This window comes from Streptococcus sp. ELY_90 (assembly GCF_058314475.1).
In genome coordinates, this window is the sequence record NZ_JBZFUJ010000001.1 from 167,510 (window position 1) to 180,238 (window position 12,729).

Here is a 12,729-nt window from a genome sequence, read left to right on the forward strand (position 1 = left end):
GTTTCCTAGATGCACACAGCATCTTCGTCAACTTTCCTATTTTCCTTTGAGTCGCTTAACGGCTTAGTATCTTAATAAAAGGAGTTTGTTATGAAGTATATTACAAAATTTGCTGAGGGTTTCATGAAGCTCTTCCAAGCCGGCGGTGATAATTTTATCAGCTGGATGACGGGAATTGTTCCTGTAGTCTTGATGCTTTTGGTAGCCATGAATGCTCTCATTGCCTTAATGGGTGAAGAACGCGTCAACAAATTGGCTCAGATTTCTGCTAAAAATCCGGTCAGCCGTTACATGATTTTGCCTTTTATTTCAGCTTTTATGCTGGGAAATCCAATGGCAATCAGTATGGGACGCTTCATGCCGGAATATTATAAACCAAGCTACATAGCCTCACAAATGCAGTTCTGCCATACCTCAAACGGGGTATTTCCTCACATTAACCCGGGTGAATTGTTTGTCTGGATGGGAATCGCCTCAGGAATAAAGACATTGGGTCTCAGTCAAATGGATCTGGCTATCCGTTATTTGCTGGTTGGTTTGATTATGAACTTTATCGGCGGCTGGGTAACCGACCTTACCACCGCATGGGTCTGCAGGCAGCAGGGAGTGACTCTAAGCAAGACGCTTGATTGATGCTTGGGACAGAAAACTTTGGATTTAGACAAATGTAATTGAAACTGCGCGGCGATGTTAACAAATTTCGCAGAAGCCGGTCAAATGTAATGAATTGAAAGAGAGAAGCCTTATGACATACAGAAGCATTAAAGTTGTAAAAGGAAGCGGCGGTTTTGGCGGACCGCTGACCATCACACCAACAGAAGAAAAACACAAGTTTATTTACATCACAGGCGGCGGTGAAAAGCCGGAAATCGTTGATAAAATTGTTGAATTGACAGGAATGGAAGCTGTTAACGGCTTTAAAACTTCTATTCCGGATGAAGAAATAGCCCTTGCTATTGTAGATTGCGGCGGCACCCTTCGCTGCGGTATTTATCCTAAAAAGGGCATACCGACCATTAATATTGTAGCGACTGGGAAAAGCGGTCCTCTGGCACAATACATTACCGAAGATATTTATGTATCAGCCGTAGGTCCTGAACAAATCAGTGCTGCCGAAGATTCTCAAGGGGCAGCCGTTCAGGCACAGCCTCAGCAGCCAGCAGCAGAAACTAAGACAGAAAGTTACGATACCAGTAAGAAAATTACGGAGCAGCGCGCTGAAAGCAGTTTTGTTGCCCGTATTGGCATGGGAGCCGGTAAAGTGGTTGCCGTCTTCAATCAGGCAGCGCGTGATGCCATTCAAACCATGCTGAACACCATTTTACCGTTCATGGCCTTTGTATCCCTGTTAATCGGTGTTATTCAAGGCTCCGGTATCGGCAATTGGATTGCTAAACTGATGATTCCGCTGGCCGGCAATGTCTGGGGACTGATACTTATTGGTTTTATCTGTTCACTGCCTTTCTTATCACCGCTGCTTGGTCCTGGTGCTGTTATTTCACAAATCATCGGAACCCTTATCGGTGTTGAAATCGGCAAAGGAAGCATTCCGCCGCAAATGGCTCTTCCGGCTCTGTTTGCCATCAATACGCAGAATGGCTGTGATTTCATCCCTGTTGCCCTAGGGTTATCAGAAGCCGATGCTGAAACAGTAGAAGTTGGCGTACCATCTGTGCTTTATTCACGTTTCTTAAACGGTGTGCCAAGAGTTATTGTGGCATGGCTGGCAAGCTTTGGTTTATATCAATAAAAGAGTATAATAAGATTAAAAAGGAAGTGAAAGAAAATGACTAAAATTTTTGAAGCCAAGGTTCTTAAAGTTGGTCCGGAAGCAGCCGGTATGATTAAAGATGCCAATATGCTGATCCTTTTCGGCGAAGAAGCCCCTGAAGATTTGGCAGAATACTGCTACAAAATTGACAATAAAGACTTATCAGGATCGATAGCAGCAGGCGGCCGGCTGGTGATCGATACTCAGGAATTTCCGATTACCGCAGTTGGCGATGTCGTTGAAAAGAATTTAAAAAACCTGGGCCATATTACCATCTCTTTTGATGGCTCAAGTGAAGGTTCACTCCCGGGAACCCTCCATGTTCAGGCAAGCGAACCCGTGACTCTGGGATCAGGATCAGTCATCCGGCTGTTCAGTTAAAGACAAGTTTCTTCAAAACAATCTGACCTAGTTTTGGAAATCTAAAAGACAAGACCAAGCGTTATAAAAGACCTCTTTAGGAGGTTTTTTATTTTGTGTGTAAAAGTTTTGTTACAGCATTGACATTATATATATATATATATATAATAGTTCTGTAAATATTTTCAAAATAGGAGAAAACGAATGAAAAAAGAAGAAAGAAAAGTTTTACCAATTTTAGCTTTGGTTTTTGGGGGGATAGCACTAGCTACGTCTTGGATGCCTTTCGTTAATAATGCTTCAGGAGTATTAGCACTTGTTGCTTTCTTTTTAAGTATTGTTGCTTTAATTGTAAATCGAAAAAATAAAAAAATGTTAACATTGATTTCAGTAGCAACTGCAGTCATCTCTTTTGTTATAGTTCTTGTAACTCAATCCACTTATAGTGCTGTTTTAAATGATGCTAGCAAGCCTTATAAAGACTCTACTATCAAGGCGAGTAGTTCTAGTAATTCTAAAAAGACAAAACTTACAAATCTCGAAGCTTTAAATATCTTAGCTGATGGATCAAAATCTACAGATGAACTTTATGTTACTGATAAAATTAAAGTTGGGGAAGATAGCGATGTCGTGCCTGGAATCTATGATTTGCAAATTACAGGAGGCAGTGGAAATATAACAGGAGAACGTTCATCAACTTTTTCTGGCCTATATATTAATTGGTTAGGCTCTGCCCTTGATGGCAGTAACATTGAATACCCATCAACAATTAGAGTTATTCTTTTTGAAGGTGACACTTTAGAATTTACTGACATTTCAAAAGTAAAATTTACGGCTGTTTCAAATACTGTTAAAATGAGTAATGAATTAGGAATTGGCAACTACGTAGTTGGACGTGATATTAAACCGGGAACCTATAAATTGGATACTAATGTAACGATGGATCCTGAATTTGAAAATTTAGGGTGGGACATTTCCATATATAATATAGATGCAGATAATTCTAAAGAACAAAATTATAACCCAGGCAACACAGATGTTGTTGTAAAGCTTAAAGAAGGTGAAATCATTACGACTAACTTTGATAACACTCAGTATGATGTTTCTGGTGACACAGTCAAATTAATTTTTACTGCAGTCAATCAATAAAAATTATAGGATATATCATGACCTTGCGCAGCCGCTATAGGTCATTTTATTATTTGTCTCTAGAAATTTCAAAAGATTCTGCTATAATAATAACTAACTACTTTTGAATGGGAGAAGTGAAATCATGACTGCACAAAAAATGTCAGCGCAAGAAATTATTGCGTTTATTGGAAATGCTGAGAAAAAGACCAACGTAAAGGTAACGTTTGAGGGAGAGCTGGCTGGAGCTGTGCCCGATTCTGTTGTTAAATTGGGAAATGTTCTTTTTGGTGACTGGAAAGATATTGAGCCTTTGCTGGCAAAACTGACTGAAAATAAGGACTATGTCGTTGAGCAAGACGGCCGCAATTCAGCAGTTCCTTTGCTTGATAAGCGTCATATCAATGCCCGTATTGAACCGGGCGCAATCATTCGTGACCAGGTTACTATTGAGGATAATGCCGTTGTTATGATGGGAGCTGTTATCAATATCGGTGCTGAAATCGGTGAAGGCACGATGATTGACATGGGAGCTATTCTTGGCGGACGTGCAACTGTCGGGAAAAACAGCCATATCGGTGCCGGCGCAGTTCTTGCCGGTGTCATTGAACCTGCTTCAGCGGATCCTGTTCGCATCGGAGACAATGTTTTGGTTGGTGCCAATGCGGTTATTATTGAAGGTGTGCAGGTTGGCCGCGGTTCAGTTGTAGCAGCCGGCGCTATCGTCACACAGGATGTCCCTGAAAACGTTGTGGTTGCCGGTGTTCCTGCACGGGTCATCAAAGAAATTGATGCACAGACGCAGCAAAAAACAGCGCTTGAAGACGCTCTTCGCAACCTCTAAAGATTCTAGCTGCTTGATTTGCCAGCAATTGTGATTGGTCTAAGGACAGTTATGCAGCGTTTATCTTTCATGAAATGAAGATGCTGCTGCTCATTTGGTGTTGGTATTTCTGCTTATTGATCAAAGAGGTTTTTTATATAAAAATAAAGCTTGTGTTTGCCACAGGCTTTTCTTGAAAGGACTAAAGATGATACTTGACCTTATTAAAATTCGCCGTGAACTGCATCAAATTCCGGAAATTGGCTTGGAAGAAGTAAAAACGCAGGCCTATCTCCTTGAGCGGATTGGTGAGATAACTGCTGGGAAAGATTTTGCAGAACAGCGCACCTGGCGAACTGGAATTTTGGTCTTTTTAAAGGGCACGGCACCTGAGAAAACCATTGGCTGGCGGACTGACATTGATGCTCTGCCTGTAACGGAAGAAACGGGGCTTGAGTTTGCCAGCCGGCATCAAGGGCGTATGCATGCCTGCGGTCATGATATGCATATGACAGTTGCTCTTGGCTTACTAGATGAAATGGTGCAAGTTCAGCCGAAAAATAACCTTCTCTTTCTCTTCCAGCCGGCAGAAGAAAATGAGGCCGGTGGTATGCTTATGTATGAAGACCATGCTTTTGGTACTTGGGAGCCTGATGAATTTTACGGCTTGCATGTTCGTCCTGACTTTAAGGTCGGCGATATTGCGACCAATAGGGGAACTTTGTTTGCCGGAACATGCGAGGTTTTTATCACTTTCAAGGGCAAAGGCGGACATGCGGCCTTTCCGCATGAGGCTAATGATGCTTTAGTGGCGGCTTCTTACTTTGTGACGCAGGTACAGACCATTGTCAGCCGCAATGTTGACCCTATTGAAGGCGGTGTTGTCACTTTTGGTTCTATGCATGCCGGTACAACCAACAATGTCATTGCTGAGACAGCGACCCTGCACGGGACTATCCGTACCCTGACACAGGATATGAGTTTGCTGATTCAAAAGCGCGTGCGTGAAATGGCAGAAGGCCTCGCAGCTTCTTTTGGCTTAGAAGTAGATGTCAGCTTAAAACAGGGCGGCTATCTGCCGGTTGAGAATAATCCGGAGCTGGCTGAGCAGCTGATGGCTTATTTCGAGCAAGCAGACGGTGTCCATTTGATTGACTGCCCGCCGGCTATGACGGGGGAAGACTTCGGCTATTTGCTCAATAAAATTCCCGGGGTCATGTTCTGGCTGGGCGTTGATACGCCTTATGCCCTGCATCATCCCAAAATGAGTCCAAAGGAAGAGGCACTGCCTTTTGCTGTTGAAAAAATCAGTGGTTTCTTAAAGACCAAAGCACATTAAAAAATCCTTGCAGGTACAAGCTGCAAGGATTTTTTATAAAAGGAAAAGGGAAGAGCACCAGTTTTCACTGATGCTCTAGGAGATTTATGAAAAAGGGGAAATAAATTAGGAAAGTTTATCTCCCCAACCACTTGGGGAAGTGGTTGTTTTAGGATGATTAAATTATATAAGAGAAACCTTAAAGAAATCTTAAACTGGAATTTTTATTTTATTAAAAGCAAAAAGCCTTATTTTATCAGATTTACAGGCTGAAAAAACAGGAATTGTAACATTTTTTGATCTATATTGCTTGTTATCCATCTGAGTTAATAATGGGAAAAACGGCCTAATCGTGTTATGATATTAGCATGACAAAAAAAGAACTAAGAGCTCAGATGATAGAGCAGCTAAAAAAGCAGGACAAGGCTGTTAAGGCCCAAAGGGACAAGGAGCTGTTCCATAGGTTTATTGGACTTGAGGCCTATCAAAAAGCTCAGACTTTAGCAACATATCTGGCTTTTCCTTTTGAATTTGACACCTCTTTGCTGATTGAGCAGGCGCAAAAAGATGGGAAAAAAGTAGTGATTCCAAAGGTTTATGGACAAGGGAAAATGATTTTTGTTTCCTATGATGCTGCTGATTTAACAATGAGCGCATTTGGCCTCAAAGAGCCAAGAAGCAATCAGGCTGTTGATAAGTCATTGATCGATCTTATCCATGTTCCGGGACTTGCTTTTAATCATGACGGTTATCGTCTTGGTTTCGGCGGCGGTTATTATGACCGCTATCTGGCTGACTTTACGGGCAGTACGGTCAGCACCATCTATCCTTTTCAGACTCTTGACTTTGAGCCCGATTATTTTGATATTCCAGTGAAAGAGGTATTACGTTATGGAGACTTTTAAAAAATATCCTGCAACCTCATTTTTATTAGTGTTGACAATATTGGTTTTTCTGGCCATGCAGGTTTTTTATTTCGGTCAGGCAACGGAAACTCTTGCAGTCTTTAATTTTGGCGGTATGTACGGTGATGTGGTGGTTCAGATGCCCAGCCAGCTCTGGCGGTTAATAACTCCGATTTTTGTTCATATTGGCTGGGAACATTTTTTATTTAACAGTCTGACACTGTACTTTGTCGGCCAGCTGGCAGAAAGCATTTGGGGTTCCGGAAAATTCTTGCTCCTTTATCTTTTATCCGGAATAATGGGAAATATTTTTACGCTTTACTTTACGCCGAGTGTAGTGGCAGCCGGTGCTTCGACGTCTTTATTCGGCTTATTTGGAGCTATTGCAGTTCTAGGCTACTTCGGGCACAATCCTTACTTGAAACAGCTGGGGCGTAATTACCAGGCCTTGATTGCCATCAATCTGATTTTTAATCTTTTTATGCCAAGTGTGAGCATTGCCGGGCATTTGGGCGGCATTGTTGGCGGGGTGGTCTCAGCGGTCATTCTGCCCAGTCAAAGAGAAAAGAATATCTTTAGGCCTGCTCAGCGTTTTCTGGCGCTTCTGCTTTATTTAGGCCTTGCTCTGGGCCTGCTGTTTTTAGTCTTCCATCGCTGATGCCAAAAGGCTTGCTTTATCAATAGGATTTTATAGAGTTGCAAGATTGGATAAGCCTGACACTTGTTTTGCTCACTTCTAGCCGCTGTGTCAAGCGATTATGACAATATAAAAAGGGGCTGAGGGATTATTCAATGTCATTAAGTTAAGAGAATCTATTACTCTAATTTTGAGTAGTTGGTTCTCTTTTTATGTTACACTAAAAGAAAAAGAGGCGTTTATCATGTTAAAAATCAGATGTTTGATTGTATCGCTGCTATCGTGTCAGATTCTCAGGATTTTATTATTCAACCCACTAAAGCTTTTAGTCATACCAGTCCTCTTAACTTGGATACCATGCTATATGCTATACTGGTTTCACCTATTGCCAGTATAGCATAGAGTTACTGAAGTTTAATCCCTCTGTGTGTCTCCTTCAGCTTTTGTGCAAAGCCACTACCAGATTAAACCACAAGTATTCTATCACATCTTCAAGTTTCTTGAGTTTAAGTACAGTAGGCATGCCTTGGAGATCAAGGATGGGAATGGTTGAGGCTTTCTGGAAATCATAGTTGATCATGTTTCCCTGATAGTGCGGGCAGGCAGGCGCTTGATAATCCAGCTTAGCTTGTATTTCGATATGGACTTGATGGTATAAGACAAACAAAATTTTGATATTTTTATCTTTTAATCCGATTAAATCTGTGGTATTCTTAAGGGGTTCCATATGATGTTCTAATGTCGGTTTGGTCGCTTGTCATTATAAGTCATATGGGACTTTTTTGGTACACTCAAAAAAGCCCCACACTATCCAAAGTGGATTTACCTACTACAGATATTATAGAGTCAAAAAAAATAGAACTGTTTACTGATGGTTGTAAAGGGATTTTTTTATGTTCAAAATCAGCTGAAAAAGGAAGTCTCTGCAAGTATTCAAAAAAATTCCATATCAAGTTGACGTCCCTCGCTATATTGAGATAAAGAACTTATTTGCAAATATGCAATTAATAGAAAATGAAATTTCATATATGCGAATTTTCAAAAATCGTAAGTTAAACTGATAAACTAATATTGTAAAATATTTTACTAGAATAGTGATTACGCAATCCTATGTAAAACTAAAATTAAAAGGAGTATTTATCATATGAATGCACAAGTGTTTGAACAATTTGATGTTATGGATAAGGAAACTCTTTCGACTGTTGAAGGTGGTAGCAGTTCTTGCTTAACCTCTGCTGCAGCTTCGTTATCTCTTGGAGCGGCAGCAATTGGCGCATCTACTGTGCCTGTTGCTGGACTTTATTTGGGAGAACAAGCTCTGGCAACTGGTGCGAATGCTTATTATTGTTTGAAGTAATAATTCATTATAAAGAAAAGAGGTACAAGTATGGATACACAAGCATTTGATAAATTTGAAACAATGGATGATGTAAACCTTTCCATTATTAATGGTGGGAAAATGGGTGGTGATTGCCTAATGGCTGGAGCAAGCTCACTTGCAGCTGGTGCTGGAGCCCTTGCATCTTCTGCGGTACCCGCAGTCTCAATGTATCTGGGAGCACAAGCTATAACAACGGGTTTGACGGTTTATAATTGCTTTAAATGATAAATAATATTTGGGTCATAATTTAAACATGAAAAAAAGAAATAAGGAAGTACAACTATTAGCACTCATAGTTGTTGGTATTGCGATTTCTTGGTGGCTGTGGGCTACTTCAAAAACGTTAGCAATCATTCTGCTTATACTATTTGTAGGTGCTAGTATTTTGTCCTACTTTCTAGACAAATAGCTTATAAATTTCAAGAAGTTTAAAACTTAGATGTAAGGAAGAACTATTATGACTAGCCAGGCAATCGAAGAATTTGATTAATAAACGCTGAAGTTCTTGCTACTGTTGAAGGCAATCAAGCATTATTGGGATGTGTTCTAGGGGCTGGGATCTGGAAAAATTTAAAAAGTAAACTTATGACGGAACACTATCGAAAAAGTTTACTAGCATTTAATTTTGAAGCTATCTAATTACAATACTCAATAATATAAGGTATACTCAATCCTGTTTTTGGTGAAAAACCAAGCAGTAAGGATTGCGTGTGCCTTTTTGATAGCTATAGTGTTACTCAAAAAGCCTAGAGGATCTATAAGTATTCAACTATCATTTATAAAAGAAATAAAAGAAAGGAACTATTTATTGATGAAACGTTACAAGTTATTCTTACTGTTTTCTGCAACAGCCTTGCTTCTGGCAGGTGGGGGAATTGCATCTTCTGACGAGGTCAGTCAACCTGTGACTCCAGAGCCGACAGCAGTGAGCGCTTCAGCGGATGATCGAACCCCATCAGCTGGGGAAGTGCAAAAAGATAAGCAAGCAAAAGTAGTTGTTGCTTCAGACGAGCCCTCTGCTCAGCAGTCGTCTGAGGTACCTGCTTCCCAGCAGGAAAGCGGCCCAGCATCTGCTCCAACAAAAGTAGATGCTTCTAGTGGAGATCAGACTGTTCAGCAGTCTCCAGCTGAACAAGAACCTAAACAACCTGCTGCTCAGCCTGAAGAACCTAGGGCTAGCACGTCTGAGCCTGTAATCGCAGAGGGTGAGGGTCAAGACACTCCCGATATGTCAACTGAGGAATATGAGGCAAACATTGCCGATCTCAAGCAGGTAACCATGGCAGATGTTTACCACATGTTTGATGACCGAGAAGGCAGCTATACCCTCTATCTGGGGCGTCCTACCTGTATTTATTGCCGAAAATTTTCCCCAGTCATCAAGGAATTCAACAAGCTTTCTGGCGGACAAGTCTTCTACTACAATACAGACAGCCATGACTTTAGCCCCGTTGCCAAGGCATTCTTACGCAATAAAATCGGCGTTTTTGCTACTCCGACAGTTTTCCATCTGGGAAAAGGACAGATCGTTTCTGGTCAGCTAGGCAGTGGCGGTACAGCCCAAGAGCTGTACGATAAGGTCTTTACAGCTGAAAACAGAGGTAACAGTTCGGATGACCAAGAAGGGACAGCGTCAGCAGTACAAGAACCGCAAACTCCCACTGAAACTAATCCAGAACAGGCACAGCCAACTGAACAACCTCAGTCTGAAACGACTAAATCATTCCAATCGCCTACTACTCAAAAAGATGATGAAGTTACTTTCGAGCAAAAGACCAAACACGCACAAGATGGGAAAATCACTCTAGATACCTCTAAGCTCGTCCGTATTTTCAATAAGGCCCTATCTGTACTTGATGACCTACTTAGCAAATTTACTGCTTAATAGGATTAAGCTAAGATACAAAGGATGTTAAACGAACAAAGTCAAAATAGGAGGAGAGTTACAGAAATCCATATTCCGTAGAATTGATTTCGTTATAGCACCTTCGCACAGTTGGTTATGTTTTACTCCTTGCTTTTGGTAAAAGTAAAGCCAGCACACCACTGCGTCAAAGGATGTATGACAAATTAAAGTCATTAATTGGTACTTTTTCCCAGTCCGTAAGCTCGTGTTCGATTAGGATACGATGACAAAAGATGTCCAGCATGGGCATCTTTTTCTGGTCGTAGCCACCTCTTGATAGTCGTTTGACTGCTAGTGTATTATTTAGCTGCTAGTTGGCTAATAGAAATTCTCTGATTGAGATATAGCTGAACAATGTCTAATTTATCTTCTACAGATACTTTTCTAGGTTTTGACATATGAAAACTCCCCTCATAGTCTCTAGTGAATTTTTTATTTTTTCACTGTCCACTATAAGAGGAGTATATCATTGTGCCCCAGCTCCTGGCTGTTCTAATGGTAAAAGCTTAAAGCGGATTAAATGTTAATCCGCTTTTTTCTTCTTATCTAATTCTTTACCAAGGTTAATAATATAAGACTTCAGTTCATCTTTTACTTGAGGGTGCTTCAAGGCGTAGTCAATTGAGGTTTTCATGAAGCCAAATTTATCGCCGACATCATAGCGTTTACCGGTGAATTCACGAGCGAAAACGCGCTGCGTTTTGTTCAGGGTATCAATAGCATCTGTCAGCTGAACTTCATTGCCGGCACCGGGTTTTTGTGTTTCCAGAATGGTAAAGATTTCAGGGGTCAGCAGATAGCGGCCGATAATAGCCAAATCGCTTGGCGCTTCTTCAGGGGCCGGTTTTTCAACGAAAGTATCAACACTGTAAAGACCGTTCACTCCTTCACCGTGGGGAGCGATGACGCCGTAGGCAGAAACTTCATCGTGCGGAACCGGCATGACAGCAATGGTCGAAGCATGTGTTTGGTCGTAGTCATTGATGAGCTGGCGTGTCAACGGGACGGCCTGCTCATCTGTAATATCCATGAGATCATCACCCAGCATCACAACAAAGGGTTCGTTTCCAACAAAGGCCTTAGCCTGCAAAACAGCATCGCCCAGTCCGCGCGGATGGCTCTGACGAATAAAGTGCAGGTTAATGGCAGTAGTATCATTAACGAGCTTCAGAAGGTCCGTTTTTCCCTTTTGTTCAAGGTTGTATTCCAGTTCAAAGTTGGAATCAAAGTGGTCTTCAATGGAACGTTTTGATTTACCGGTAACAACCAAAATATCCTCAATACCTGATTTTAAGGCTTCTTCCACGATAAATTGAATAGTTGGTTTATCGACAATGGGCAGCATTTCTTTGGCGAGTGCTTTAGTGGCCGGCAGGAAACGTGTTCCCAGACCTGCTGCGGGGATAACTGCTTTTCTCACTTTTTTGTTTGGCATATGACTAACTCCATTCATTTTCTGCTCTGAATTCGTTGGACATCATTGACCTGATGGCTTCCTTGATATTTTTACCTTCATAGATGGATTGATAAATGGCACTGGTAATAGGCATATAGACATCAAGTTCCTTAGACAGTTCATAGGCAACTTTGGTGGTTGAAATACCTTCGATGACCATACCCATATTTTTTTCAATGTCTTCTAATTTTTCACCGCGGCCCAAAGCATCTCCTGCACGCCAGTTACGCGAATGGACTGATGTTCCGGTAACAATTAAGTCACCGACACCCGAAAGACCGCTGTAGGTCAGCGGATCAGCGCCTAACTTTACTCCCAGACGGGTAATTTCAGCTAAGCCGCGCGTGATGACGGCTGCCTTGGCATTGTCGCCATATCCCATGCCGTGCAGTGCCCCGGCTCCGACTGCAATAATGTTTTTGAGGGCGCCGGCGGTTTCAACACCGATGACATCCGGATTGGTATAGAGACGGAAGTAGTTGTTGCTGAAAAGCTTTTGCACATATTTAGCAGCTTCTAAGTCTTTTGAGGCTGCCGTAATCAAAGTAATATCGCGGACAATGGTTTCCTCAGCATGGCTGGGACCAGAGACAACGACGATATCGCTGCGAAGCTCAGCTGGAATTTCTTCTTCAAGAATGACAGATAAACGCTCATGCGTTCCCGGCTCCAATCCTTTGGAAGCATGCATGATAATGACCTTGTGGTCAAGCAGCTCTGCCACTTGTTTGGCAACTAGACGAGTGACCTTTGTGGGTACGACAAAAAGGATAGCATCAACATCCTTTAGGGCTTCTTTTAATTCTTTGTAGGCTTTGATCTTGTCGTCTAAAACCACATCTTTGAAATACCGTTTGTTGGTATGATGTTCGTTAATTTCATCAATCTGCTCAGGGATATTACCCCAGATACGAACCTCATGACCGTTGTCATTAAGGACTTGAGATAAGGCAGTTCCCCATGACCCGGGGCCCAATACGGCAATTTTTTGTCTCATCATTTTTCTCCTGTTTAGTTCATGAAAAGTTAACCTCATTATATCAT

General features: G+C 41.6%; 13 protein-coding genes and 1 pseudogene. 11 read left to right on the forward strand and 3 right to left on the reverse strand.

Features of this window, described 5'->3' with window-relative positions:
• The first annotated feature begins 90 nt into the window (after window positions 1–90).
• The 8 genes from srlA to AC4HAF_RS00815 all read left to right on the forward strand — a co-directional run bounded on the left by srlA (window position 91) and on the right by AC4HAF_RS00815 (window position 6,963).
• Window positions 91–633, forward strand: coding sequence for a PTS glucitol/sorbitol transporter subunit IIC (gene srlA, locus AC4HAF_RS00780; protein WP_491091713.1), 543 nt, complete (start codon window positions 91–93; stop codon window positions 631–633).
• A gap of 112 nt (window positions 634–745) precedes the next feature.
• The gene (srlE, locus tag AC4HAF_RS00785) at window positions 746–1,750 is read left to right on the forward strand and encodes a PTS glucitol/sorbitol transporter subunit IIB (protein ID WP_491096282.1); all 1,005 of its coding nucleotides are present in this window, start codon (window positions 746–748) and stop codon (window positions 1,748–1,750) included.
• 36 nt (window positions 1,751–1,786) lie between these two features.
• Window positions 1,787–2,152 (forward strand): PTS glucitol/sorbitol transporter subunit IIA, encoded by a 366-nt coding sequence (locus tag AC4HAF_RS00790; protein WP_491091715.1) that lies wholly within the window; start codon window positions 1,787–1,789, stop codon window positions 2,150–2,152.
• Window positions 2,153–2,335: 183 nt separating this feature from the next.
• A complete protein-coding gene (locus AC4HAF_RS00795) occupies window positions 2,336–3,280 on the forward strand; it encodes a hypothetical protein (protein ID WP_491096283.1) in 945 nt (314 codons plus the stop codon).
• Window positions 3,281–3,404: 124 nt separating this feature from the next.
• Window positions 3,405–4,103 (forward strand): 2,3,4,5-tetrahydropyridine-2,6-dicarboxylate N-acetyltransferase, encoded by a 699-nt coding sequence (gene dapD / locus AC4HAF_RS00800; protein ID WP_491096284.1) that lies wholly within the window; start codon window positions 3,405–3,407, stop codon window positions 4,101–4,103.
• Window positions 4,104–4,290: 187 nt separating this feature from the next.
• On the forward strand, window positions 4,291–5,421 hold the full coding sequence (locus AC4HAF_RS00805; protein WP_491096285.1) for an N-acetyldiaminopimelate deacetylase: 1,131 nt from the start codon (window positions 4,291–4,293) through the stop codon (window positions 5,419–5,421).
• Window positions 5,422–5,768: 347 nt separating this feature from the next.
• Entirely contained in the window at window positions 5,769–6,305 is a 537-nt protein-coding gene (locus tag AC4HAF_RS00810) for a 5-formyltetrahydrofolate cyclo-ligase (RefSeq protein ID WP_491096286.1), read from the forward strand.
• Complete coding sequence (locus tag AC4HAF_RS00815; RefSeq protein WP_491096287.1) at window positions 6,292–6,963, forward strand: rhomboid family intramembrane serine protease; 672 nt, start codon at window positions 6,292–6,294, stop codon at window positions 6,961–6,963. Before AC4HAF_RS00810 ends, AC4HAF_RS00815 begins: the two co-directional genes overlap by 14 nt.
• Window positions 6,964–7,438: 475 nt before the next feature.
• Here AC4HAF_RS00815 and AC4HAF_RS00820 read toward each other — a convergent pair.
• Window positions 7,439–7,669, reverse strand: a pseudogene (locus AC4HAF_RS00820) (ISL3 family transposase); the annotation flags it as partial.
• Window positions 7,670–8,086: 417 nt separating this feature from the next.
• Here AC4HAF_RS00820 and AC4HAF_RS00825 point away from each other — a divergent pair.
• From AC4HAF_RS00825 to AC4HAF_RS00835, 3 genes are all read left to right on the forward strand, one after another.
• Window positions 8,087–8,299, forward strand: a complete 213-nt coding sequence (locus AC4HAF_RS00825; protein WP_491096288.1) for a Blp family class II bacteriocin — start codon at window positions 8,087–8,089, stop codon at window positions 8,297–8,299.
• A gap of 30 nt (window positions 8,300–8,329) precedes the next feature.
• Window positions 8,330–8,548, forward strand: a complete 219-nt coding sequence (locus AC4HAF_RS00830; RefSeq protein WP_491096289.1) for a bacteriocin class II with double-glycine leader peptide — start codon at window positions 8,330–8,332, stop codon at window positions 8,546–8,548.
• Window positions 8,549–9,134: 586 nt separating this feature from the next.
• Window positions 9,135–10,208, forward strand: a complete 1,074-nt coding sequence (locus tag AC4HAF_RS00835; protein ID WP_491096290.1) for a DUF6568 family protein — start codon at window positions 9,135–9,137, stop codon at window positions 10,206–10,208.
• A gap of 544 nt (window positions 10,209–10,752) precedes the next feature.
• Here AC4HAF_RS00835 and galU read toward each other — a convergent pair.
• Window positions 10,753–11,664, reverse strand: a complete 912-nt coding sequence (galU, locus tag AC4HAF_RS00840) for a UTP--glucose-1-phosphate uridylyltransferase GalU (RefSeq protein ID WP_491096291.1) — start codon at window positions 11,662–11,664, stop codon at window positions 10,753–10,755.
• Window positions 11,665–11,668: 4 nt separating this feature from the next.
• Window positions 11,669–12,685, reverse strand: a complete 1,017-nt coding sequence (locus AC4HAF_RS00845; protein ID WP_491096292.1) for an NAD(P)H-dependent glycerol-3-phosphate dehydrogenase — start codon at window positions 12,683–12,685, stop codon at window positions 11,669–11,671.
• Window positions 12,686–12,729: the final 44 nt, after the last annotated feature.